General features: G+C 60.0%; 22 protein-coding genes, 1 pseudogene and 1 riboswitch. Of the genes and pseudogenes, 11 read left to right on the top strand and 12 right to left on the bottom strand.

Annotation, left to right across the window (positions count from 1 at the left end; translation table 11 throughout):
* Positions 1-48 precede the first annotated feature (48 nt).
* Complete coding sequence (locus DXB98_RS04555; RefSeq protein WP_117743303.1) at positions 49-2,541, top strand: excinuclease ABC subunit UvrA; 2,493 nt, start codon at positions 49-51, stop codon at positions 2,539-2,541.
* 29 nt (positions 2,542-2,570) lie between these two features.
* Here the strand turns inward: DXB98_RS04555 and DXB98_RS04550 are convergent, their stop codons facing one another.
* From DXB98_RS04550 to DXB98_RS04535, 4 genes are all read right to left on the bottom strand, one after another.
* The gene (locus DXB98_RS04550) at positions 2,571-3,170 is read right to left on the bottom strand and encodes a tRNA (cytidine(34)-2'-O)-methyltransferase (RefSeq protein ID WP_117743302.1); all 600 of its coding nucleotides are present in this window, start codon (positions 3,168-3,170) and stop codon (positions 2,571-2,573) included.
* Between the two features lie 101 nt (positions 3,171-3,271).
* Positions 3,272-4,402 (bottom strand): GTP-binding protein, encoded by a 1,131-nt coding sequence (locus DXB98_RS04545; protein WP_117743301.1) that lies wholly within the window; start codon positions 4,400-4,402, stop codon positions 3,272-3,274.
* 86 nt (positions 4,403-4,488) lie between these two features.
* Positions 4,489-4,830, bottom strand: a complete 342-nt coding sequence (locus DXB98_RS04540) for an arsenate reductase family protein (protein WP_055252194.1) — start codon at positions 4,828-4,830, stop codon at positions 4,489-4,491.
* A 17-nt stretch (positions 4,831-4,847) separates the two neighbouring features.
* Positions 4,848-5,471: a flavodoxin family protein gene (locus DXB98_RS04535; protein WP_117743300.1), complete on the bottom strand. Its 624-nt coding sequence runs from the start codon at positions 5,469-5,471 to the stop codon at positions 4,848-4,850.
* Positions 5,472-5,728: 257 nt separating this feature from the next.
* Between DXB98_RS04535 and DXB98_RS04530 the strand changes: the two genes are divergently transcribed.
* Positions 5,729-6,598 (top strand): patatin family protein, encoded by an 870-nt coding sequence (locus DXB98_RS04530; protein ID WP_117743299.1) that lies wholly within the window; start codon positions 5,729-5,731, stop codon positions 6,596-6,598.
* A 100-nt stretch (positions 6,599-6,698) separates the two neighbouring features.
* On the opposite strand, the gene DXB98_RS04525 is transcribed toward DXB98_RS04530, so the two are convergent.
* Genes DXB98_RS04525 through thiM form a run of 3 tightly spaced genes read right to left on the bottom strand, consistent with a single transcriptional unit; the run spans position 6,699 to position 8,575 of the window.
* Positions 6,699-7,394 (bottom strand): thiamine phosphate synthase, encoded by a 696-nt coding sequence (locus DXB98_RS04525; RefSeq protein WP_117743298.1) that lies wholly within the window; start codon positions 7,392-7,394, stop codon positions 6,699-6,701.
* The gene (locus DXB98_RS04520) at positions 7,391-7,732 is read right to left on the bottom strand and encodes a thiamine-binding protein (RefSeq protein ID WP_233505090.1); all 342 of its coding nucleotides are present in this window, start codon (positions 7,730-7,732) and stop codon (positions 7,391-7,393) included. The genes DXB98_RS04525 and DXB98_RS04520 overlap by 4 nt, the downstream gene beginning before the upstream one ends.
* A 3-nt stretch (positions 7,733-7,735) precedes the next feature.
* On the bottom strand, positions 7,736-8,575 hold the full coding sequence (thiM, locus tag DXB98_RS04515) for a hydroxyethylthiazole kinase (protein WP_117743297.1): 840 nt from the start codon (positions 8,573-8,575) through the stop codon (positions 7,736-7,738).
* 51 nt (positions 8,576-8,626) lie between these two features.
* Positions 8,627-8,737: riboswitch (TPP riboswitch) on the bottom strand.
* 61 nt (positions 8,738-8,798) lie between these two features.
* Between thiM and DXB98_RS04510 the strand changes: the two genes are divergently transcribed.
* From DXB98_RS04510 to DXB98_RS04495, 4 genes are all read left to right on the top strand, one after another.
* Complete coding sequence (locus tag DXB98_RS04510; protein ID WP_117734552.1) at positions 8,799-9,707, top strand: HAD-IIB family hydrolase; 909 nt, start codon at positions 8,799-8,801, stop codon at positions 9,705-9,707.
* Between the two features lie 10 nt (positions 9,708-9,717).
* On the top strand, positions 9,718-10,614 hold the full coding sequence (locus DXB98_RS04505; RefSeq protein WP_117743296.1) for a LysR family transcriptional regulator: 897 nt from the start codon (positions 9,718-9,720) through the stop codon (positions 10,612-10,614).
* A 156-nt stretch (positions 10,615-10,770) separates the two neighbouring features.
* Entirely contained in the window at positions 10,771-11,904 is a 1,134-nt protein-coding gene (locus tag DXB98_RS04500) for a 5-methyltetrahydropteroyltriglutamate--homocysteine S-methyltransferase (protein ID WP_117743295.1), read from the top strand.
* Positions 11,905-12,026: 122 nt separating this feature from the next.
* Positions 12,027-13,361 (top strand): uracil-xanthine permease family protein, encoded by a 1,335-nt coding sequence (locus DXB98_RS04495; protein ID WP_117743294.1) that lies wholly within the window; start codon positions 12,027-12,029, stop codon positions 13,359-13,361.
* A 61-nt stretch (positions 13,362-13,422) separates the two neighbouring features.
* Here DXB98_RS04495 and DXB98_RS04490 read toward each other — a convergent pair whose 3' ends face one another.
* Both DXB98_RS04490 and DXB98_RS04485 read right to left on the bottom strand, forming a co-directional pair.
* A complete protein-coding gene (locus tag DXB98_RS04490; RefSeq protein WP_147330297.1) occupies positions 13,423-14,088 on the bottom strand; it encodes an alpha/beta hydrolase in 666 nt (221 codons plus the stop codon).
* Between the two features lie 137 nt (positions 14,089-14,225).
* Entirely contained in the window at positions 14,226-15,539 is a 1,314-nt protein-coding gene (locus tag DXB98_RS04485) for an NCS2 family permease (protein WP_117734547.1), read from the bottom strand.
* A 194-nt stretch (positions 15,540-15,733) separates the two neighbouring features.
* Between DXB98_RS04485 and DXB98_RS04480 the strand changes: the two genes are divergently transcribed.
* Together DXB98_RS04480 and bsh are read left to right on the top strand one after the other, a co-directional pair.
* The gene (locus tag DXB98_RS04480) at positions 15,734-16,153 is read left to right on the top strand and encodes a peptide deformylase (protein WP_117734546.1); all 420 of its coding nucleotides are present in this window, start codon (positions 15,734-15,736) and stop codon (positions 16,151-16,153) included.
* Between the two features lie 243 nt (positions 16,154-16,396).
* Positions 16,397-17,362, top strand: a complete 966-nt coding sequence (gene bsh, locus DXB98_RS04475) for a choloylglycine hydrolase (protein WP_117743292.1) — start codon at positions 16,397-16,399, stop codon at positions 17,360-17,362.
* A gap of 79 nt (positions 17,363-17,441) precedes the next feature.
* Here the strand turns inward: bsh and DXB98_RS04470 are convergent.
* Together DXB98_RS04470 and DXB98_RS04465 are read right to left on the bottom strand one after the other, a co-directional pair.
* A pseudogene (locus tag DXB98_RS04470) lies at positions 17,442-19,691 on the bottom strand (KUP/HAK/KT family potassium transporter).
* Between the two features lie 140 nt (positions 19,692-19,831).
* Positions 19,832-20,743, bottom strand: coding sequence for a DMT family transporter (locus tag DXB98_RS04465; protein WP_117734543.1), 912 nt, complete (start codon positions 20,741-20,743; stop codon positions 19,832-19,834).
* Positions 20,744-20,861: 118 nt separating this feature from the next.
* Here DXB98_RS04465 and DXB98_RS04460 point away from each other — a divergent pair, with 118 nt between their 5' ends.
* On the top strand, positions 20,862-21,719 hold the full coding sequence (locus DXB98_RS04460) for a LysR family transcriptional regulator (RefSeq protein WP_117734542.1): 858 nt from the start codon (positions 20,862-20,864) through the stop codon (positions 21,717-21,719).
* 202 nt (positions 21,720-21,921) lie between these two features.
* Positions 21,922-23,403, top strand: coding sequence for an aminotransferase class I/II-fold pyridoxal phosphate-dependent enzyme (locus DXB98_RS04455; RefSeq protein ID WP_117734733.1), 1,482 nt, complete (start codon positions 21,922-21,924; stop codon positions 23,401-23,403).
* 75 nt (positions 23,404-23,478) lie between these two features.
* Here DXB98_RS04455 and DXB98_RS04450 read toward each other — a convergent pair whose 3' ends face one another.
* Positions 23,479-23,889, bottom strand: coding sequence for a peptide deformylase (locus DXB98_RS04450; protein ID WP_117734541.1), 411 nt, complete (start codon positions 23,887-23,889; stop codon positions 23,479-23,481).
* A 214-nt stretch (positions 23,890-24,103) separates the two neighbouring features.
* On the opposite strand from DXB98_RS04450, the gene DXB98_RS04445 reads away from it, so the two are divergent.
* Positions 24,104-24,835, top strand: a 732-nt coding sequence (locus DXB98_RS04445) for a hypothetical protein (RefSeq protein ID WP_117743291.1), incomplete at its 3' end; no start/stop codon positions are given.

Raw genomic sequence — 24,835 nt, 5'->3', positions numbered from 1 at the left:
ACAAAGGGACAGTCCCTTTGCCACGTTCGGCTAACAGGAAGGGGAGCGATGACGGGGTCGCAACAACCAAGTGTTATCGAGGTACGTGGCGCACGTGTCCATAACCTTAAGGACATCGATATCGATATTCCGCTGGGAAAGCTGGTGGGTATTGCCGGCGTATCGGGTTCGGGCAAGAGCTCGCTGGCGCTGGGGGTTCTTTATGCCGAGGGCTCGCGTCGCTACTTGGAGGCGCTCAGCACCTATACTCGACGTCGCCTGACGCAAGCCGAGCACGCCCAGGTGGACGAGGTGCTGCACGTGCCGGCGGCGCTCGCATTGCATCAGCGCCCCAGCGTGCCGGGCGTGCGTTCCACCTTTGGCACCATGACCGAGCTTAACAATAGCCTGCGTCTGCTCTTTAGTCGCTGCGCCCATCACGTTTGCCCGCACTGCGGGGCGCGCGTGGAGCCGAGCCTTAACGTGGCCGCGGGCCTGTCGTTCACGTGCCCCGCATGCGGCCGTGAATTCTACGCGCCGAGTGCCGAGGACCTTGCCTTTAACAGCGGCGGCGCGTGTCCTACCTGCGGCGGTACCGGCGTCATGCGCGAGGTGGACGAGGCGAGCCTGGTGCCCGACGAGTCAAAGACTATCAACGAGGGCGCGGTGCTTCCTTGGGGCACACTCATGTGGGATCTGATGAAGCAGGTGGCCGGCGAGATGGGCGTGCGTACCGACGTGCCGTTTAACCAGCTCACGCCCGCCGAACGCGACATCGTGTTCCATGGTCCGGCGGTTAAAAAGCACATTCTCTACGTTCCTAAAAACGGCGAGGGTGCCACGCCGCTCGACTTTACCTATTACAACGCCGTCTATACCGTTGAGAATGCGCTCGCCAAGGTTAAGGACGACAAGGGGCTCAAGCGCGTTGCACGCTTTTTGCACGAGGGGCCGTGCCGCGATTGCGGCGGCACGCGTCTTTCCGAGGCCGCGCGCCAGCCTCAGGTGCGCGGTGTCAATCTGGCGCAGGCGGCGGCCATGACGCTGGGCGAGGCGATTGAGTGGGTGCGTGGGGTGCCCGCATCCTTGCCGACCGAGATGCGGCCCATGGCGACGGACATCTGCGATTCGTTTTTGAGTACGGCTCGCCGCCTGGTTGACCTGGGCCTCGATTACCTTTCGCTCGACCGCGCCGGTGCCACGCTCTCCACGGGTGAGCGCCAGCGTGTACAGCTAGCCCGTGTGGTGCGCAACCGATCGACGGGCGTGCTGTATGTGCTGGACGAGCCTTCGATCGGCTTGCATCCTGCCAATGTCGACGGCCTGGTGGGCGTAATGCGCGATCTGGTGGATGACGGCAACACCGTGGTTGTTGTCGACCACGACACGCGCGTACTGGCGGAAGCCGACTATCTGGTCGAGATGGGCCCCGTTGCTGGAGCAGGCGGCGGTCATGTAATCGCCGCCGGTACGGTGGGTGAGGTCGAACAATCGCAGGACAGCCGCATCGCGCCGTTCTTGCGCTCGGACCCCAAGCGTCTGCGCCCGCAGGTGACTGACGACGAACTGTTCGACCAAGGCCATATCCGCATAGCGACCGGTGCCATCCATACCGTCAAACCGCTCGAAGTCGATATCCCGCGCGGCCGCCTTGTCGCTGTGACGGGTGTTTCGGGTTCGGGCAAGACGACGCTGGTGCTCGAGGCGCTCATCCCGGCACTCAAGGCGCAGGCGGCCGGCGAGCGCCTGCCCAGGCACGTGCGTTGGGTCGATGCCGAGGGCATCGCGCGCGCCAACCTGATTGACGCCACGCCCATCGGCGCCAACGTGCGCTCGACGGTGGCGACCTATGCCGACATCCACGATGAGCTGCGCCGTGCCTTCGCCCGTACGCCCGAGGCCAAGGCGGCGGGGTATAAGGCGGGTGCCTTTAGCTACAACACCGGTGCCTTGCGATGCCCCACGTGCGATGGCACGGGCTCGATATCACTCGATGTGCAGTTTTTGCCCGATGTCGAGATTGTCTGTCCTACATGTCGTGGCTCGCGTTATGCAGACGCGGCCTCACATATCCATCGCGAGGGCAAGGACGGCAGTCTGCTTACGTTGCCGCAGCTCATGGATATGAGTGTGGGCGAGGCCCTCGACGCCACGCTGGGACTCAAGAAAGTTCAGACTCGCCTGCAGACCCTGCACGACCTAGGCCTGGGCTATCTCACGCTCGGTGAGCCCACGCCGGCGCTCTCGGGCGGCGAGGCACAGCGCCTTAAGCTTGCAAGCGAGATGGGCCGCGTGCAGGACGATGCCGTATTCGTGTTCGATGAGCCCACGATCGGCCTGCATCCGCTCGATGTTCAGGTATTGCTGAGTGTGTTTGATGGCCTCGTTGCCAAGGGCGCTACGGTTATCGTGATCGAACACGACCTCGACCTTATCCGTAATGCCGATTACGTGATCGACATGGGCCCGGGCGGCGGCGATGCCGGCGGGCAGGTCGTCTGCGCCGGCACGCCGGACGACATCGCGGCCTGCCCCAAGAGCATTACCGGCCGCTACCTCTAACCGAATGTGACAAAGGGACGGTCCCTTTGTCACATTCCGGGAAAGCCTGTCTGACGCAGGGCCTCGTAGAGGACGATGGCGGCGCTGTTGGAGAGGTTGAGTGCGCTGATACGGTAGTCGGCCGGGTTGACGAAGTTGCCGCAGATATCCTGCTGAAGGATGGCCTCGTGGCTGTCCTCGGTATGCCCGAGCGCCTCCTCGTGGGCTTCCCAAACCTCGGCATTATCGAGTGAGTCACAATCGCGCAGCATCGGGATGCGCTCGCAGCGCTCGGACGCCGCGGCAAGCAGTGGCTCGGGAATCCCCGAGCTCTCGCTGCCAAAGACCAGATAGTCACCGTCGCGGTAGGTGCTTTGCGCATAGGTGCGGCGCGCCTTTTTGGTCAGCAGATGCAGGCGCTCGTCGGCGGGGGAGAGACCGTTGCGCGTAAGGAAATCCTTCCAGCCGGCATATGTCGTCACGTCCAAGTTTTGCCAGTAGCCCAGACCGGCGCGACGCACCGTCTTGTCGTCGAGCGAAAAGCCCAGCGGCTCCACCAGATGCAGGCGGGTACCGGTGACCACGCAGGTGCGGCCGATATTACCCGTATTGGCCGGAATCTCGGGTGCATACAGCACGATATTGAACATGAATCTCCTTGGCTCAGAATGAAAAACCACCACGAAGGGGACAGGCACCTTCGTGGTGGTTTGGCGGTTACGTGGGCGGAAAAATGCTAGCTTCGTTAAACCTAGGCGCGGTGCCAGTCGGTCAGGCAGGCATCGAGGGCGGCGATGAGCGCGTCCTTGTCCATATGACGGCCGATGATGCACAGGCTCGTCATGCGGTCGCCCGTCTCGTCGTCCCAAATCTGCATGATCTCGGGGTTCTCGTCGATAATCTTCTGCTTCTCGCTCTCGGGCGCAGAATCGACAAACAGCCCGTTCTCCATCAGGCGGATCTGGTGGCCGGCCTGCTCAAACATGTAGCACATGTCCGGATCACCGGTCTGCCACAGCGGACCCTTAACGCGAATGACCTCGTCGGGCCACTCCTGCTCAACAAAATCGGTGAACTTCTGCAGGTCAAACGGCTTGCGGCGCGAGTATACAAAGGTCTCGATGTCATACTCGAGTACCTCGGGGTCTTCGTGCTCCTCGGGATGCTCCATGGCCTCGATCCAGGCGGCGGAGTTGTAGGCGCGCATAAAGTCGAAGCGGTCGGTGTCGAGCAGCTCCTCCATGGGGACCTCGCCGTTTTGGGCCTCGACAATCACGGCGTCCTTCTGCAGGCTACGCACGATGGCCTTGAGCTCGGCGATCTGCTCAGGCGTGACGGTATCGGTCTTGTTGAGGATCAGCGTGGAGCAAAACTCGATCTGCTGGATGAGCAGGCTTTCGATGTCGTCCTCGTCGATATCCTCGGCCAGCAGGTCGCGACCGCCGTTGAACTCGTCGTACATGCGGGCGCAGTCGACCACAGCCACGATGTTGTCGAGCGCAAGCTTGGGCTCGCCGCCCACCTTGGCCTCGTCGCAGAAGCTCGAGATGGTGTAGGCGATGGGGATAGGCTCGCAAATCCCCGAAGCCTCGATGATGATGTAGTCGAACTTGCCCGAATCGGCGATGCCCTGCAGCTGGTTGGCCAGGTCGTCCGAAAGCGTGCAGCAGATGCAGCCGTTGGTGAGCGGGATAAGGTCGTCGGTCTCGGAAAGGCCGCCGTCGGCGATGAGGCTGGCGTCGACGTTGATCTCGCCGATATCGTTGACGATCACGGCAGCGCGGATGCCACCGTCGTTGGCGAGGATGTGGTTGAGCAGCGTGGTCTTGCCGGCACCGAGGTATCCGGTAAGCATGATGATCTTCACGGGTTTGTTGGGCATGTGCCCTCCTTTGTTAGACATGGCTTACAGATGAATCTTATGCCAAACGCCTGCTCTTATACCCACGCACGGGCAAATAACACAGGCTACTCCCAGGCTCCCCATACGTCGGGACAATAGCCGACGGTGGCCTTTTTGCCGTTGCGCACGATGGGTTCGGCCAGAACCTGCTGGTTCTCGAGCAGCTTATCAAAGCGCTGACTGGGGGTGAGATGCTGGATGAGCGCGAGCGTCTCCTCGTCCTTGGCTTTGGGGTTGAGCAGCTTGTCGATGCCGCCAACCGCCTGCATCACGCTCGTGAGCTCGCCCTTGCTCATCTCCTTTTCCTTAAGGTCAATAAACTGCACCTTAATGCGGCGCTCCTTAAAATAGCGCTGGGCCTTCTTGGTATCGAAGGACTTTTTGGTACCGAAGATCTGCACGTTCATTGTTTGGTTCCGCCGTTCTACCTGATGAAGTTGGTCCTAGCGCGATCGGCCTGGGGGGCTTCGATGCCGGCGGCCTTTCCCGCCTCGATGCAGCGTAGCAGCCAGGCCATGTTTTTGCCGATGTTTCGCATGGTGGCAAGGCCCTCGGCGTCTTGGGTGGCCTCACCCGGCATGGCACCAAAGACGTTGTTCCAGTAGGTGGATGCTACCACGGGCATCTGGTTGATGGTGAAGTACTTGTTGAGTACGTCAAACGTGGTCGACGTGCCGCCGCGGCGGGCAACGGCGACAGCGGCGCCCGGCTTGTGCGCAAAGGCCTTGCTGCCTGCATAGAATGCGCGGTCGAGTGCCGAGAGGATGCGTCCGCTGGGATGTGCGTAGTAGACGGGCGAGCCAAAGACAAAGCCGTCTGCCTGCTCGGCAGCGGCAATCAGCTCGTTGACCACATCGTCGTCAAAGGTGCAATGGCAATCGAGCTTGCCGCACTGGCCGCAACCGATGCAATCGCGAATAGGCTTGGCGCCCAGCTGAAACATCTCGGCCTCGATGCCCTCGGCGTTGAGCTGCTCGGCGACCTCGGCGAGTGCGCGGGCCGTGTTGCCGTTTGCCTTGGGGCTGCCATTGACCAAAAGAACCTTCATCACAAACTCCATCTGCTATCGGTGAATTCTGCTGAGAATTATCTCACGTTGTGTGCGACGGCGTTGGCACGGTGCAGGCGATGTTCATTTCGCAACGTTCTTAAGGGCGTTCATGCCCAAGGCCATCTAGGGGCATTGCGGTGCGGCATGGGGATACATCGGGAAACGTTCGATAAATGCTTATAAACACGTTTTTGACGGCATACGTTGACAGATATACTTGTTTAGTTCAAAAGCATGAGAACGGAGATGGTTGCATGGCACAGCCAGATACGACGCGCACGGTGGGGCTTGCGCTCGAGGGAGGCGGCTACCGTGGTATGTATACGGCGGGCGTGCTCGACGTATGGATGGAGCACGGCTTGACCTGCGACCATATGGTGGGAGTCTCGGCGGGCGCGGCGTTTGGCTACAACTTTAAATCGCGCCAGATCGGCCGCGCCATTCGCTACAACAAGGCCTATTGCGCCGACAAGCGCTATGCGAGCGTGACGAGCTGGTTGCGAACCGGCGATATGTTCAATGCCGAGTTTGCCTATCATGAGGTACCCATCGAGCGCGATCCCATCGATCTGGAGGCATATCGCGCCTGCCCCATGCGGTTTACGTGCGTATGTACCGATCTTAAGACGGGGCAGGCCGTCTACCATGACCTGCCCTATGGCGACGAGCGCGATATTGAGTGGATCCGGGCGTCGTCGGCGATTCCCGTGGCGACGCGTCCTGTTGCCATCGAGGGTCGTAAGTACTTGGATGGCGGTGTTGCCGATTCCATTCCCAGCACTTGGCTGTTTGAGCAGGGTTATGACCGCAACGTGGTGGTGCTGACGCAGCCGGCGGGCTTTGTAAAGCAACCCAATAGCGTGATGCCCATGCTGCGTCGCGTGTATCGTCACTATCCGGAGTTTGTCGCGGCTCTTGAGCATCGGCACGAGGTCTACAATGCCACGCTCGATGACCTGGCGCGCCGCGAAGCCGCTGGCGAGATCTTTGTGGTGCGGCCGAGCGAATCGGTGAAGGTGCCGTCGCTGTGCCGCGAGCCCGATGAGCTCGAGCGCATCTATCAGATCGGCCGTCGCGATGCGGAGGCGACGCTGCCGGCGCTGGAAGCGTATCTGGCGGGGTAGGGGCCACGGCGGAAAGCGCATCCCAAAATGGACGTCCAAACTGGGATGCGCTTTCCGCTATTGAAGATATGGGGCTGCGGAGCAGCTGCTTGGCATGGGCCTATGCCTGCTGCCAGGTATCGACGAGCTCCTTGGCTGCGGCGTAGGGGTCGTCGGCACTGCAGACGGCGCTCACCACAAAGAAGCCGTCGACGCCGGTGGTCTTGAGCTGCGGAAGATCGGCCGTTTTGACGCCGCCGCCCACCACGATGGGCACGGGGCTTGCCGCATGGAGGGCAGCCAGGTCCTCAAAGCTCTTGGTGATGATGGAGCCGTCGGCAGCACGTCCGCAGTCGCGCTTGGTCTCGGTCTCGTGGAGCGGGCCTACGCCCAGGTAATCGACCAGGCTCATGTCGGCGGTCTTGACGTACTCGAGCATCTCCTCGCAGCGGGCCGAAAGGCCCACGATGGCATCTGGGCCCAAAAGTTTGCGGCAGACCTCGACGGGGATGTCGCTCTGGCCAACATGCACGCCGTCGACAGCGATGCCCTGCTCGCGTGCGGCGAGTACGCAGTCAAGACGGTCATCGATCAGCAGAGCGACCTGTCCGGTTTTGCCGGCCTGAGCGATGGCCTGTGCGGCATCGCCCGTCAGTGCGATGATCTCGCGGGCACTTGCCACCTTGGAGCGCACCTGGATGCAGGTAAAGCCGGCATCGAGCGCCTGGGTCACCACATCGCTCACGGGGCGTCCGAGGGTGTTTTCGGGGCCGAGTACCAGGTAGGCCGAGATATCAAGGTTGTCGCGGATGCTCATCGTGCTTCCTCCTGCTTTTTGATCTGCGCTTCCATGCGCTCGAGTTTGCCGGTCATGGTGTCGGTAAATCCGGGTCGAATATCGGCTTTGAGCACGACTTCGGTGCGGATGCCCTTGCTCGCCAACACGAAGGTCGCGTCGCGCACGACCTGCATGACCTCGTCCCAGTCGCCCTCGATCTCGGTGAACATCGAGGTGGTGCGGTTGGGAAGGCCGCTCTCGCGAATGACGTGTACGACCTCGGCGACTTCGGCAGATAGCTCGTCGCCGGTGCCGCACGGGGCGATGGCCACAGCGACGAGTGTGTTCATGCCGGCATTGGTTGCGGGCTTGGACATGGCTTATGCCTCTTCGAGCTCGAGTTGGTTATCGGCAATGTCCTGGGCGGTTGCGCGGTAGAGCTCGTCGATAAAGGCGACCTTAAAGCTTGCCGGGGCATCGGCAACGGCGGCGGCACGCGTGCCGGCAACGTTGTAGACGGCGGTGCCGCAGATGGCCGCCGTAAACGGGTCGGTGGCGCAGGCGTACACGGCCAGCACGCCGCCCTGCGAACAGCCGCAGCCGGTGATCTTGGACATGAGTGGGCTGCCGCCGTGGGACTTGGCAACGGTCGTGCCGTCGGTAATCAGGTCGACTTCGCCCGAGACCACTACGGCGCCGCCGGTGTAGCGGGCGAGCGCCACGGCGGCATCACGGGCGGCGTCTACCGTGTCGGTGGTATCGACGCCACGCACGCGGCTCAGATCGGCCGCTTCGCCCTCAAGGCCCCACAGACCGGCGAGCGCGATAATCTCGGAGGCATTGCCGCGCACGATGGCGGGCTTGTACTGCTTGAGTTCGTTTACCAGTTGGGTGCGCAGGCTGCCGATGCCCAGGCCCACCGGATCGAGCACCCAGGGCTTGCCGGCGTCATGTGCCGCCTTGGCCGCGCGGGGAATCGTCTGCTCGTAGATGGGGAAGAGCGTGCCCATGTTCAGATAGATGGCGCCGCCGCCGGCAACGAGTGCCTCGCCCTCGTCGGGCAGATAGACCATGGCGGCCGAACCGCCCACGGCGAGCTGCGCGTTGGCGACAAAGTCAATCGTTACCGTGTTGGTGATGGAGCCGGCCATGGGATTGGTGGCACGAATCTCCTCCACGGCCTTGACCACGTTTTGCTTAAGCTGTTCCGAATCGATCACTGCACATGCCTCCTTGGCATAGAAAAGGGGCGCTGTGCATAGACAGCGCCCCTAAAAAGGCGGCATGCTCCCTACGCCAGCATTAACTGACAGGTTCAAAGGATTGGGCCCCATGCCCTCTCAGCCTTGTGGTTTGCACCGCCGGCACTCCCGCATCGAATCTGTTGTTCCCTATACTAGCGCATCGGTACAATGGTTAGGATGAAAACGACTGGGGGACCTTATGATCAAACTCGTGCTGACCGATATGGACGATACGCTGATTCCGGCCGGGCATGACGGCGCCAGCGACTATGCCATCGAGGGCATTCATGCCATGCAGGCGGCGGGTCTGCACTTTGGTCCGGTTTCGGGTCGCCAACCGTCTGCGATGGGCTGGATGTTTAAAAATCATTCCGAGTGTTTTTCGACCGGCGCATTCTGCAACGGCCAGGTCATGTTTGTCGATGGCGAAGTGGTCGCCTCGCGTGCGACCGATAACGATGCGCTTATGCGCTTGGCCGCCTATCTGGAAGAAGAAACCGACGATACCTATCTGAAGGTATACAGCTTGGGTGATGGCTTTTGGGATAACGATGCCTATTGCGTGACACGTGATGCCGAGCGTGTGCGCCGCGCTATGGAATCGGGCGGCAATGCGTGGCTCAAGGGCGAAGAGGCCCCGTGCCGCCCTGTCGTCGATGATGCGCCGGTGTTCAAGGCGAATATCTGGAGCGCCCGTTCGCGTGAGGAACTCGCGGAGCTACGCGAGCGCGTTGCCGCCGAGGTGCCGGAGCTCTCGCTTGTGTTTCCCAACAACCGTGTGCGCCTGTTCGACATCCTTCCGGCTGGTTGGGACAAGGGCTGCGCTGCGCTGGAGCTGGCGCGCGCTTTGGGCCTAACGCCCGACGAGGTGGCCGTATTTGGCGATTCCGATAACGACCTGCCCATGATCGATGCCGTTCCCAACTCCGTTGCGGTCGCCAATGCCAACGAGGCCGTCACGGCTGCCGCACGCTGGCATATCGGCGCTGCGGCAGATGATGCGGTTGCCGCAGCGCTGCATCAGATTGCCGCCTGCGCCGCGACGGGTGAGATGCCGTCATTTATGCGTCAGATGAACGCGGCAGACTTCGGCATCGCGAACGTCTAGGGAGAAAGCCATGAAGCTTCAGCAGCTCAGGTACGTTGTAAAGGTTGCCGAATGTGGCAGCATCACCGAGGCCTCGCGTCGCCTCTATGTGTCGCAGCCTTCGATTACCGCGTCGATTCGCGATCTCGAAAACGAGATGGGCGTGCATATCTTTGAGCGCACCAACAAGGGCGTCATTGTGTCCGAGGAGGGCGAGACCTTCTTGGGCTATGCGCGCCAGGTGCTCGATCAGGCTGATCTGCTCGAGGGTAAGTACAAAGGAGCATCCGAGCAGGTGCCGCATTTTAGCGTGAGCTGCCAGCATTACTCCTTTGCCGTCAACGCGTTTGTCGATGTGATCCGTGAGTTCGATGCCGCGCGCTACGACTTTACCCTGCGCGAGGAGCAGACTCACGAGATTATCGAGGACGTCGCGCATATGAAAAGCGAACTGGGCATCCTATATCTGTCCGAGCACAACCGCGAGGTCATCGAGCGCATGCTGGCGGCCAACGAGCTCGTGTTCGAAGGGCTCTTCTGTGCCACGCCTCATATCTTCGTCTGTGCCGACCATCCGCTGGCGGACCGCTCCAGCGTGACGCTCGAGGACTTGGAAGATTATCCGTTCCTGTCCTACGAGCAGGGCAGCTACAATTCGTTTTACTATTCCGAGGAGCTGACCTCGACGTTTGAGCGTCGCAAGAATATCCGCGTGCGCGACCGCGCGACGTTGTTCAACCTGGTCATGGGCCTCAACGGCTACACGGTGTGTTCGGGCGTGATTAGCCACGAGCTCAACGGCCCCGGCATTATCTCGATTCCGCTCGACGTGGACGAGTACATGGAGATTGGCATCATCACGCGCAAGAACACGACGCTCACGCGCTACGGTCGGGCCTATATCGACGCGATTCGTCAGCATATCTAGGCTGCTGTGTTCCCCACGGTTCAAGTCCCTTTATGGCAGTCCAGAGTGACATAGGAAGCATCTATATCAAACTGTTATAAACGTATATTTTACGATGGCCATATGAACGCTCATACTCTGTCCCGGTAAAGCAACCAATGCAAAAGGGAGATATCTATGAGCACTTCGATTCAACCGAACGCACCGTTTCGCGCCGATATCGTCGGCAGCTTTCTTCGTCCGCAGGCCGTAAAGGACGCTCGTGCTGCCTATACGGCAGGCACGCTTGATGCCGAGGGACTTAAGGCCGTCGAGGACGATGCCATCCGCGATTTGGTGGCAAAGCAAAAGGCCGCCGGCCTGCAGGTCATCACCGATGGCGAGTTTCGCCGCAGCTACTGGCACCTCGATTTTATGTGGGGGCTGAACGGCGTCGAGCGTCGCACCTCGCGTACAGGCTATATGTTCCACGATGAGGAGACTACCGCCGACACCGCCGTGGTAACCGGTCCCATTAGCGGCGAGAATCATCCGTTCGTCGAGCACTTCAAATTTGTCAAGGCGCTCGAGGGGGAGGGTCAGGTCGCGCGACAGACCATTCCGGCGCCGATTCAGACGTTCTCCGAAGTCACGCTCGACCGCTGCGATGGCCAGCAGGAGAGCCTGCGCGCCGTCTACAAGACCGACGAAGATCTCGCCGATGCCATCGCCGCAGCATACCGCACCGTTATTGCCGACCTGTATGCCGTAGGCTGCCGCAACATTCAATTTGATGACTGCACCTGGGGCATCTATTGCGATGCCGACTTTGTGTCCAAGACCGGTATGAGCCCGGTTGACCTGCAAAAGGTGAGCGAGCTGGGCGTGGCGCTCAACAACGCCGCCATCGAGGGCAAGCCCGATAACCTTGTCATTAACACGCACGTGTGCCGCGGCAACTATCACTCCACCTATGCTTTTGAGGGCGGCTACGACCCCATCGCACCGTACCTGTTCGTACACGAGAACGTCGATGCGTTCTATCTTGAGTTCGATACGCCGCGTGCCGGTGGCTTTGAGCCGCTCAAGTACGTTGCCCCCGGCAAGAAGGTCGTGTTGGGCCTGGTGACCACCAAGGCGGCAGAGCTCGAGAACGAAGACGCCATCGTCGAGCGCATCCGCGAGGCGACAAAGTACGTGCCGCTCGAGAACTTGTATCTGTCTCCGCAGTGTGGCTTTGCCAGCTGCGAGATTGGCAACAAGCTGACCGAGGACGAGCAGTGGGCAAAGATTGCGCTGGTCAAGCGTATTGTGGAGCGTGTCTGGAAATAACGATGCCGTTCGCAGGCGGCGGCGCGTGCGAGGCGCTGCGTATCGCGTACAATGGTTCGGATCGTATCGTTCGGGCAGGTTATCCGATATGCCCGATCGCCCTTCCATTCGAAAGGACATCAATGTCCCAGTTCTCGACGCCCGCCGTTAGCGATGCCATCTACGACGCATCGTCGCTCGGCCGCCCGCGCATGTTCCTGCTCGGTCTGCAGCACCTGTTTGCCATGTTTGGCGCCACGGTGCTGGTGCCCGTGCTCACCGGTCTCTCGGTGTCGGCAACGCTTTTGTTTGCCGGCTTGGGCACGCTGCTGTTCCACTTCCTATCGCGCGGTAAGGTGCCGGCATTTTTGGGCTCATCGTTTGCCTTTATTGCCGGTTATGCCGCAATTGCGCCCAACGGCGAGGCCGAGCTTTTGCCCTACGCCTGCCTGGGCGTTGCCTGCGCCGGTCTGCTCTATCCGGTGCTGGCAGCGCTGTTCCGCGCCTTTGGCGCCAAGCGCGTTATGCGCTTCTTTCCGCCGGTGGTGACCGGCCCCATCGTCATTTCCATCGGCCTGATCTTGGCAAGCTCTGCTATCGCCAACTGCCAGACCAATTGGCTTGTTGCCGTTGTCGCTGTGGCCGTCATTGTCGTATGCAATATTTGGGGCCGCGGCATGGTCAAGATCGTGCCGATCCTGCTGGGCGTCGTGGTGAGCTATGCCGTCGCGGCTGCGTTGGGTGAGGTCGATTTTTCGGGCGTTGCCGCCGCTCCGTGGGTCGGTCTGCCCATCGTGTGGGACAACACCGTGTTTGCGCTCTTTGGCCCGCAGTTCGATAGCGGCCTTGCCACGACGGCCATCATCACCATTATGCCGTTGGCCTTTGCGACCATGATCGAGCATATCGGTGACATCTCGGCTATCGGCTCCACTTGCGAGCGTAACTACATCGCCGATCCTGGTCTGCATCGCACGCTGCTCGGTGACGGCTTTGCCACGATTCTGGCTTCGCTCTTTGGCGCTCCGGCCAACACCACCTATGGCGAGAACACCGGCGTGCTCGCCCTGACGCGCGTGTTCGACCCGCGCGTGATCCGCATTGCCGCGTGTTGTGCCATCGTGCTTTCGTTCTGCCCCAAGTTCGCTGCGGTCATCGCAGCCATGCCGGCATGCGTTATCGGCGGCGTGTCGCTCGTGCTCTACGGCATGATCAGCGCTGTGGGCGTCCGTAACCTCATCGAGAACCAGGTCGATTTCCAGAACAACCGCAACGTGCTGGTGGCCGCTCTGGTGCTTGTGCTTTCGCTCGGTATTGCGTACAGCACCGCTGGCGCCATCGTGCTGGAGCTGGGCGGCGTGACGATTTCGCTTTCCGGTCTTGCCGTGGGCTCGCTGGTGGGTATCGTGCTCAATGCGATTCTGCCCGGCAATGATTTTGAGTTCGATACTTCTGAGCTTGAGGAGGCTGCTAAGTAGCAGCTGCGTTCAGCTAAAACAAGATATGGTGCCCATGCGTATATGCGCGTGGGCACCATTTTTAATGCGTCAGTATCCAGTGGATGCCGCGCGCCATGCGCAGGTCAGTTTGGGCAAAGTGATTGCCGGGGTTGAGCTCCAGCGTTGTTGGAATGTCGCGTTCGATAAACAGCTCTTCCATCGCGCGCGTATCGTCGAGTACGTGCCGCATCATGCGGTTGGGCGTCTTGGTTTCCTTTTTACCGAGCGACAGATAGGCGGCGTCGGGCGTAGCTGTCATCGTGCGCTCGCGCGCGTAGTCGATAAAGCCGGGGAACCACAGCGACCCCGATGCACTCGCCGCGCGCTCAAAGACATCTGTTTGCCAAAGTGCCCACAGTGCAAAAAGACCCGCCAACGAGTAGCCGGCAACGCCGCGCCAGGAGGGCGGTTGCGGGAGCGATGATTCGGCCTGGGGGATTATCTGCTTCAACAACTCGTCAAGAAAACCAGCAGCCTGTCCGCCAAAGGGCTCGGCATCTCGTATAGTTCCGTCGCATGCCCAGGGGCTCAGCTCGCGATTCCAATCGAGCCCTCCAATGGCGACAAGGGCGAACGGCGGGCAGTCGAGCTCTCGGCAGCGCTTGTAGACTTCACTACCGTCGCCCATGGCAACGGGGAGGTAGATGACGGGCGCGCCTTCCGCACACTCTGAATAAACGGTTATCTGCTTATGATGTGCTTCCAAGGCAGGCTTCTCTCGGTGTTGTGATATTGACAGCCTCAATTGTCGCACGCCGGCACGGGGACAGACGCTAAAAGAAAGGCGCGGAGCCGTTCGATGCGACTCCGCGCCTTGTTGTTTTGCGTTAGCAGACTATGCCGTTACGCCACGAAGAAGTAGACGAGGAAGGCAAGGGCTGCGATCCACATGAGCGGCTTGATCTTGGAGGCCTCGCCCTTAAAGAGCGCGACGACCACGTAGGCGATAAAGCCCAGGCCAATACCGGCAGAGATGGAGTAGGTGAAGGGCACGCCGGCGACAATCATGAACGCCGGGAAGCCCTGCGACACGTCGGACCAGTCGATCTCGGAGACCTCGCTCATCATGAGGTAGCCGACGTAGACCAGGGCGCCGCAGGTGGCGGCACTGGAAACGATGGAGACGACGGGGGAGAAGAACGCGGCGAGGATGAACAACACGCCGGTGGTGACGGAGGTGAGGCCCGTGCGGCCACCGTCGGCAGCGCCGGAGGTGGACTCGACGAAGGTGGTGATGGAGGAGACGCCCATAAAGCCACCGGCAGCGGCGGCCACGGAGTCAACGACCAGGATGGGGCGGATGTCCTCGACATTGCCGTCCTCGGTTAGGAACTCGCCCTGCTTGGCGACGGCCATCGCGGTGCCCATGGTGTCGAAGAAGTCACTCATGAGCAGCGAGAAGGCAACGACGAGCAGCATCGGGTCGGTCAGAACCTTCACGATGGCCATGTTGCCGTCGGCGGTGCTGGCAAACGGGGCGCCAAAGGTCGAGAAGTCGAGCGGGGCGATAAGGCCCTCGGGCGCATGGGTGACGCCCAGCGGGATACCGGCGATAACGGCGACGATGATGCCGATGAGCAGCGAGCCCGGCACGTTGCGGGAAGCCAGGGCAACCGTCACGACGATGGAGATGATGCCGACGATAAAGGTGGGGGAGGTGATGTCGCCCAGGCCGACAAGCGTACCGGCGCCAGCGGTGATGATGCCGGCATCGCACAGGCCGATCATGGCGATGAACATGCCCAGACCAACCGAGATGGCGTGGCGCAGGACCACGGGGATGGCGTCCATAATGGCCTCGCGCAGGCCGCAAAGGACGAGCAGCAAGATGACGACACCCTCGAGGAAGATAACGCTCATGGCCACGTGCCAGTCACCGCCGCACATGGTGGTGGTGATGCCCGCAATCATGGCGTTGATGCCCAGACCCGACGCGCAGGCGAGCGGGCGGTTGGCGAAGATGCCCATGCAGATGGTCATGATGCCGGCGCCCAGACAAGTGGCGCAGGCGAGCGCTCCCGCATCGATGCCGGCGCCCGAGAGCACCGCGGGGTTGACGGCGATGATGTAGGCCATCGCCAGGAATGTTGTCAGTCCAGCGCGAAGTTCGGTCCCGATTGTGGACTTGCGCTCACTGACGTGAAAAAGTTCGTCCATGCATACCCTTTCCTTGTTCGGCCCCGAGTTTAGGCCGATTGACACGAACTTCCTTACTATATCGCCTTTTTATAGTTAGTGTTCCTCGCATGTTGATGTTCGGCGCTTTGGGGGCAGACGTGCGGTATTTTTCGTATGAAAATGTGTAGGTACCGTATACTTAAGCGGTTACAACGAACTCTTTGGAGGAACGTATGATTAAAGAGCTCTGCCGCGACGAGGTCATCCTGTCCCAGCGCTGCGAGGTTGCGACTGTCGAGGACGAGTCGGTCGCACAGGACCTGATCGATACCATTAAGTCGCTCGAGGATGCCGGCTGCCTTGCCGCCAACCAGATTGGCGTCACCAAGAAGGTCTGCGTCTATCTGGACGATGCCGGCGAGCCCCACGTGCTCTACAACCCCCGTCTGGTGTTTGGCCTGGGCGCCAGCAAGATGGAGGAGAGCTGCCTGACGCACGACGAGATCACCAAGTCCACGCGCTACATCAAGTGCAAGGTTGCCTTTGACCAGATCGTCGACGGCAAGATGAAGGAGTGCCGCCGCGACTACGCAGGTTTTGAGGCACAGATGATCCAACACATGATTGATCACTGTCTTGGCAAGTTGGTCTAAGGGGACCAAAGCACCGCACCTTGCCGCTCAATCGTCGCTCGCGTACCTTAAGTACGCTTCGCTCCTCTTTCGTGGCAATCTGCGGCACTTTGACCCCTTAGACGACCTGCGGGGTTGACTTGGTTGGGTCTATCTTGCTTGTAAAGTCCGGGTATGACATTGTTGTCATGTCCGGACTTTTTGTTTAGCGCTCCTTTGTTTGGTGACAATGACCTTAGTAAGAACATTGAGCTAGGAGGCGCTATGTGCACGAGCATTCGATTTACCGATAATTCTGGCCACATGTATCTAGGCCGCAACCTCGACTGGAGCTTTGACTACGGCCAACAGGTTCGTGTGATGCCGCGCGGGTTTCACATTCCGTATTCGTTTATCGACGATGCGTCGGCGGCACACGCGGTAATCGGCATGTGCATCGATTACAAGAACTATCCCATGTTTTTCGACTGTGGTAACGATGCGGGTCTGGCTGTGGCGGGGCTTAACTTTCCCGGCTATGCCGAGTATGCCGAGGGCCCGGTTGATGGAAAGACCAATATCGCGGCCTATGAGTTTCCCCTGTGGGTGGCAGCGACGTTCTCGACGGTCGATGAGGTCGAGGCCGCGCTGCGCGACACGGTGATTGTCGCCAAATCTGCCGGAGAGGGGCTGGGCGTGTCGCTGCTCCATTGGATTATCGGCGACAGCCAGCGCAGCATCGTGGTCGAGATGATGGCTGACGGCCTGCATGTATACGACGATCCGGTCGACACCCTTGCCAACCAGCCGACCTTCCCGTGGCACATGGAAAACCTGCGCACCTATATCACAGCCACAAGCGATTTTCCGCAGACGGCGACATGGCGTGGCGCCGAGCTCAAACCCTATGGCGCGGGTGCCGGCATGCGCGGCATTCCCGGTGACTGCTATTCGCCGAGCCGTTTTGTAAAGGCGGCGTACCTCAATGCCAATTACCCGCAAAAGGAGAGCGAGGCCGAAAACGTCGTCCGCATGTTCCGCTCACTCGAGGGCGTGGTGATGATTGAGGGGGCGTCCAGGATGGGCGATGGCAAGTTCGAGAAGACTATCTACACCGGATGCTTTAGCGCGCGCACGGGCAATTATTACTATGCGATGTATGAGGATCCGTCGATTCGCTACGTGAGCCTGATGGATGCCGAGGGCGCGAGCCCCGATAGGCTCGTGGTTCCCGAGCCGCGTCGTTCGTAGCCGTTAGCTTTACTGCAATGCAAAGCGGCCCTGCGTCTCTCGTGAGGTGCAGGGCCGCTGTCGTTGATTTGTGACGTCGCTAGAAGTTGGCGTCGTTGAGTTGTTCGTTCTCAAGACCGTCGAGCTGTTGCTGTTCGGGCGTATCGGCGACGCTCTCGAGCAGCTCGGTGGGATCGACGTTCATGTCCCTACCGGCCTCGTTGCCGTTGACCAAGTCGTCCGAGAAGATGTCGACTTCCATTTCCTCGGCCTCTTCGATCTGAACCTCGAGCGGCACCTGGGTGCGCACGAGCTTAACGGCCGGGCGCATGCGGGCAAACAGCGGCACGTACTCGATGATGATGGCCGAGTTCTCAAGACCGTACCAGCGTGCCGGGCTTCCGCAGGCGCGGCGGACGGCGTACTTGATGGCCATCACGCGGTGGTCGTTGCGGTTGATGTCCGTTTCGGGGGCGAGCATCTTGCGCAGCATGCAAAAACGGAAGTCGCCCACGTTGCCGCGCGTCTCATAGATGGAGTAGGTGTGGTGCTGCGGCGGCAGCTCGCCCGATGCCATCAGGTCGCCAACGATCTGGCGCAGGTAGGCATTAACGCGCTGGTTGACCTTAAAGCCCAGGTCCAGGCGCACGCGGAACAAAAAGTCCGTGCCAAAGGTCTCGACGGAATACTCGTGCGTATAGGGCTCATCGGTGACATGCACGTTAATGAACCAGTATGCCTTGGCGCGCTTGGGATGTTTGTCCAGGATGGAATAGAGCACGTCGCGGTCGAGTGTGAGCGGATCGGGGCTGTTGGTGAGGAACACCAGGTTGTCGGCGAGCACGGGATAGGTCTCGTCGTTGCGCAGGCGGTTGAGCTGATCGATGTACTTGGAGACCGGCAGCAGGATCGTCTGCGTGCGCTCGATGGCGGTGCCGCGGCGCCACACATACATAAGGCCAAACAGCAGCGAGGCCAGGAAGATCATCACATAGCCGCCGTCAAAGAACATGGTAAGGCACGAGGCGAAGAAGCACAGCTCAATGGCACCGAAGAGCAGGGCGAAGACGCAGGCACCCAGCTTGTGCTTGAGAATGCCGGCGATATAGCTCGTCAAAAGCGTCGTGGTCATGAGCATGGTCACGGTGATGGCGAGGCCATAGGCGCTTTCCATGCGCTCGGAGTTCTGGAACAGCAGCACGATAAAGATGCAGCCGACCCACATGATGTTGTTGACGAGCGGAATATAGAGCTGGCCCTTGGTGTCGCTGGGGTAGTGGATGCGCAGATGCGGCATAAGGTTGAGGCGCGTTGCCTCGGATACCAGCGAGAACGAGCCGGTGATGAGCGCCTGCGAGGCGATAATGGCCGCCACGGCCGAAAGCACGATGGCAAAGGGACGCAGGGGCTCGGGAAGCATCATATAGAACGGGTTGACGATATCCATCGCGAGCATCTGGGGGTTGGAGTTATTGGCGAGTAGCCAAGCGCCTTGACCCAGATAGTTGAGGATAAGGGCCGCCTTAACAAACGGCTAGGATGCATAGATGTTTGCTTTGCCCACGTGGCCCATGTCCGAGTAGAGCGCCTCGGCACCGGTTGTCGACAGGAAGACAAAGCCGAGCACCATGATGACCGAATGGTTGATGGGCGAGAACAGGAACATGATGCCGCGAATGGGGTTGAGCGCGCGCAGGATGGACAGGTTTCCGAGCATGTTGAACAGGCCGGCGCCAGCCAAGAACAGGAACCACAGCGTCATGAGCGGGCCGAACAGCTTGCCGATTGACGAGGTGCCAGCGCGCTGCATGGCAAATAGGCCGCAGATAATGATGATGGTAATAATGATGACGTTGGTCTGGCCGTCACCCAAAAGCGCATGGCCCCACTCGATGGTGCGCAAGCCCTCGATGGCCGTGGTAACCGTGACGGCGGGGGTGAGGATGCCGTCGGCGAGCAGCGCCGCGCCGCCGATCATGGCGGGTAGAATCAGCCATGGTGCCACCTTGCGTACTAGGCTGAATAGGGCGAAGATGCCGCCCTCGTTATGGTTGTCGGCCTTCATGGCGATCAGCACGTACTTGACCGTGGTCACGAGTGTCATGGTCCAGATAACGAGTGAAAGCGCGCCCAGAATCATGTCCTCGCTGACGGTTCCGATGCCGCCGTTGTTGGCGACGATTGACTTCATGGTGTACATGGGGCTCGTGCCGATGTCGCCATAGACGACGCCGAGCGTTACGAGCAACATGCCAGCGGAGAGGGGGATGGCGCCATGCCCGCCCTGACTATGCTGGTCTTGGAGGCTTGCCTCCAACTTGTTGTGTGCCACGTGGACTCCCTTAGACATCCGGTTATCTGTCCTGAGCAGATAACTTTTATGCCGTCTTTATACATACAAGAGCAGTTTGGCACATCGGGTATTTTTAGACAATAATCCCCAGCTGGGGATTATTTATGTACGCAGGTAGCATTTCAAAACAGGGGCTTTTAAGCGCGTACTGTCTGGGCGATACCGGCCTTGGCGCTTGCGCGCTTGCCAGCGAGTTCGCAAAAAATCGCGCCGCCGATGATAAGTGCGGCGCCCATCAGGCGGACTGGCGTTATAACTTCACCCAAAAGGACGGCGGAGAACACGACGGCCGAGAGCGGCTCGAGGTAGCCGACAACCGCGACGGTCTGCACGGGCAGCTTGGCGACGGCGCTAAAGTAGAGCAGGCAACCGATGCCGGTGTTGACGACGCCGAGCATAGCGACGGCGCGCCAATCGATGCCTGCGGCGATGCCGGGGGAGAAAAACGAGGGAGCGCCTTGGGTGACGAGCGTAAGGACCAGCGCGGTCACAAAGGCGGCGCTCAACTGGAGCGCGGAGTTCTCGAGACCCTCGATGTGTGGCGCACCCTTGCTAGCGATGACCATCAGCGCATAGCAAAATGCCGAGGCGATGCCGCAGACGATGCCCGCAATGGGCATGTTGCCGCCGAGACCTTGCGCTGCAATGAGAAAAGCGCCGCAGGCGACGGCGATAAAGCCGGCGATTTTGCTGCCGGTCAGTTTTTCGCCAAAGATAAACGGCGAGAGGGCCATGACGATGATGGGGCCGCAGTAGTACAGCAGCGAGGATACGCCGACGCCGATCGTCTGGTAGGCGCGGAACAGAAAAATCCAGCTGGCGCCCAGCGCGGCTCCCGAGAGAAGGAGTGCTGCGGCTTCGCGGGGACGAGATGGCGCCTGCAGCTTATGGCGTTGGGTGATAACGAGGATGGTGACAAGCGAGAGGGCTCCCAGAAAGGTGCGCAGCAGCACGATATCGGAGCTCGGCAGCGCGATGGCAGCGGCGATGATGCCGTTGGAGCCAAACAATAGCAATGCTGCTAAGTACGTAAACAGTCCGTTGTTCATGCGCTTCCGTCCCCTTTATATCCGAACATGTTCACTATGGGTGAGGTGGCTATAGAAGAAAATCGAATATAATGCATGGATAACATGACAAAAACTCATGTAAAGGTGGAGGGGTGCCGTGGAAACGAATATTCAAAAGATGCAGGTGCTGCTCGAGACCGTGCGCGCCGGCAGTTTTACGCGCGCCGCCGAGCGGCTGAGCTATTCGCAGTCGGGCGTGAGCCGTATGGTGGCCGATCTTGAGGCAGACTGGGGCTTTAAAGTGCTCGATAGAAGCCGCGAGGGCGTAGTGCTTTCTGCCGATGGGCGGCAAGTTATGCCGGCGGTCGAGGCGTTATGCGAGGAATTTGTTCGTTTGCAGCGACGGGTGGATGAGATGCGTGGGCTCATGCGCGGCAAAATCTGCATCGGTACGTTTTCGAGTGTGGCGACCCATGTGCTGCCGCCGGTGATTGCGCGCTTTCGTGCCGATCACCCGGACGTCGATTATGAGTTGCTGATGGGCGATTACTCGGAGATTGAGCAATGGGTGGCGGAAGGGCGCTGCGACCTGGGCTTTATTCCGCGTGAGCCCCGAGGAAACGGCATGACATCGCGGGCGTTGGTGCAAGATGAGCTGATGGCGGTGGTGCCGGCAAACTCTTCACTTGCCACTGCAAAGGCCGTTTCTCTTGCTGATTTGGCCAACGAGCAGTTTATTCTGCTGGAACGTGGCAGTGACGATGAGATTACGCCACTGTTCCGTCGTGCGGGCCTGGCGGTGCGCTCGAAGCTGTCAACCTGGGATGACTATGCGATTATGGCCATGGTCGAGGACGGTCTGGGTGTGAGCATTCTTCCGGCGCTCATCTTGCGCCGCTGCCAGTTCGATGTTGCCGTGCGTCCGCTCGAGGGACATCCTCATCGGCTGATCAATGCGATATATCGCACGGCCGATGTTTCGCTTGCCGCCGCTCGTTTCCTCGAATACCTCTAAACGAGCGCACGTCGTTATCGCCTTGGGATAAATCTCGAGGTTTGGCTCATTTTATTTTTGAAATTGAACTTTTCGAAATAGCACGGCGTTATACTGCTGCCTAAATTGAACTCAGGTTCAATTCGTGTTCTACAAATTGAACTTTGCCAGCAAGGAGGTTCTAGTGGCCCAAGAGACGTTTAGCGATCGCCTGCGACAGGCTATGTCCGATCGCGACGTTCGCCAGTCGGACGTGATCCGCGCATCGGAGATGCTCGGCAAAAAACTCGGCAAGAGTCAGATGAGCCAATATGTGAGCGGCAAGACGATTCCGCGGCGCGATGTGGCAGAGCTGCTCGCCCGTATTTTGGAGGTCGATGTTACCTGGCTGCTCGCCAGTGACGCCGATCAAGGCGAGACATCATCGCCCCGCAACGTTTCCAAACCCGAACCCAACCCCTCGGCTCAAATTGCAAGGAGCGCCACCATGCGTACTTTTTCTAAATCCAGCAAGCTCGACAACGTCCTCTATGACGTGCGCGGTCCCGTCGTTGACGAGGCCGCCCGCATGGAGGACGAGGGCGAGCGCATTCTCAAGCTCAATATCGGCAACCCCGCGCCCTTTGGTTTTCGCACGCCCGACGAGGTCATTAAGGACATGCGCCAGCAGCTGCCCGACTGCGAAGGCTATTCCAACTCGCGCGGCCTGTTCTCCGCGCGCAAGGCGATCATGCAGTACTCGCAGATCAAGGGCCTGCCCAATGTTCAGATGGAGCACATCTACACGGGCAACGGCGTGTCCGAGCTCATTCAGCTTTCGATGAACGCACTGCTCGATAACGGCGACGAGATCCTGATTCCCAGCCCCGATTACCCGCTGTGGACGGCGTGCGCAACTCTTGCCGGCGGACATCCCGTGCACTATCTGTGCGACGAGCAGGCGGATTGGTATCCCGATCTGGAGGATATGGAGTCCAAGATCACGAGCGCGACCAAAGCCCTCGTGATCATCAACCCCAACAACCCCACGGGTTCCGTCTATCCGCGCGAGGTGCTCGAGGGCATCGTCGAGATTGCACGCAGGCATCAGCTGATGATCTTTGCTGATGAGATCTACGACCGTCTGTGCATGGACGGCTACGAGCACGTCTCCATTGCATCGCTTGCCCCCGACCTGCCCTGCGTTACGTTTAGCGGCCTGTCCAAGTCGCACATGATTGCAGGCTATCGCATCGGTTGGATGGTGCTTTCGGGCAACCAGCGCTGCATGAGCGACTTCATCATGGGCATCAACATGCTCTCCAACATGCGCCTGTGCTCCAACGTGCCGGCTCAATCGATCGTTCAGACGGCACTCGGTGGACATCAGTCCGTCAACGACTACATCCGTCCCGGCGGCCGTGTCTACGAGCAGCGCAACTTTGTGTATGAGGCGCTCAACAAGATTGATGGCATCTCGGTGGTCAAGCCGCGTGCGGCGTTCTACATCTTCCCCAAGATGGATGTTAAGAAGTTCAACATCACCGATGACGAGCAGTTTGCCCTTGACCTGCTGCACGAGAAGAAGATCCTGATCACGCGCGGCGGCGGCTTTAACTGGGCCGAGCCCGACCACTTCCGCATCGTGTACCTGCCGCGCATGGAAGTACTAAAGGAGTCGCTCGAGGACCTCGCCGACTTCTTCGATCACTACCGCCAGAGCTAGTGGGATAGAAGTTCCGCACTATGAAAAGCTCCCTGCAGTTGCTTGGCTGCAGGGAGCCTTCTTGAATTGGCGGAACTATATAACGATTCCTTGGCAGTGGTCGATTTCGTGTTGGATGATCTCGGCGGTGTAGCCTGAGAAGTTTTTGATGCGGTGGACAAAGCTCTCGTCCAGATATTCCACCTTAATGCGGCGATAACGAGTGCAGGGACGCTCGCCGACGAGCGAAAGACATCCTTCACTCGTCTGGTAGGCGTTGACCTTCTCAAGAATTTGAGGGTTGTACATGAGCAGCGCCCTGTTGTCGTCCTTTACGCAGATGATGCGCTTGCGTACGCCGATCATGTTGGCGGCAAGGCCCACGCACTCGTGCTCGTGTTCGTGCAGCGTGTCCAGAAGATCCTGCCCGGTCGCGGCGTCGTCGGGCCCCGCGTCTTCGGAAGGCAGGCGCAAAAAGAACTCGGATTTCATGATGGGCTTAATCATGGCGGGCTCCTTAAGGTGGATGCGTTTGGTTCGGGCCATGATACCGCGACATGTCGCATTAATGTGTGCACATAGATTCTGCAGCTAGATTGGATGGCGACACCATAAACTAATGGACGTTTTGCCGAGAGGCATGAATGTTTAAAGCGCAAAGAGTGCGCGACGGGCCCCGCGAATGGGGCGATGATGCCCGAGAGGGCCAAGAAGGAGTCTCATGTCCGAGAACGAAGAGATCATGAACGAGACCGAGAACGAGACCATGGCTGCCGAGGTTGAGGCAGTCGAGACCGTGGAGACCGAAGCTGCCGAGGTTGAGGCTGCTGACGAGGTTTCCGCCGAGGAGGAGGCCGAGGTTGTCGAGGCCGCCGCTGATTACGATGACGAAGAGCTGATGGACAAGATGCAGAAGGCCGCCCGCCTGCTGCGTAGCCGTCGCTTTGCTATTTCCAAGGAGGAGGAGGCCAAGGCCGAGCGCATGGCGAACATCGAGCGCGCCATCAAGCTTCTTGACCTCAAGCCCAAGATGGAGCAGAAGGAAATGTCCGATCTGCTGGGCATGCGCCTTCGCGAGCTCGATGGCCTGATGGCCGAGGCCGAGGCTGCCGATCTGGTCGGCCGCATCGACGACGCCGAGGGCGATATGCGCAAGATCGTTGTCTTCGCTGCCGAGGATGCCGCTGAGGGCCTGGTCGAGCTTGCCAATAAGAAGGAGAAGCTCCTGCCCGAGCTTTCTTACAAGGAGGCCACCGAGCTGATGGCCGCTCTCGATAAGGTTATCGCTCCGCTCGTCGCCATGGGCCTGGATGAGGACCGCGGTCCTCGCGGCGGCCGTGACGATCGTGGTGGCCGTGGCGGTGACCGTGGCGGCCGCGGCGGCTTTGGCGATCGCGGTGGCCGCGGTGGCGACCGTGGCGGTCGCGGTGGCGATCGTGGCGGCCGTGGCGGC

The sequence above is a fragment of the Collinsella sp. OM07-12 genome (assembly GCF_003438275.1).
In the GTDB taxonomy this organism is placed as follows: domain Bacteria; phylum Actinomycetota; class Coriobacteriia; order Coriobacteriales; family Coriobacteriaceae; genus Collinsella.
This window is presented reverse-complemented; position numbering and strand designations above follow the sequence as displayed.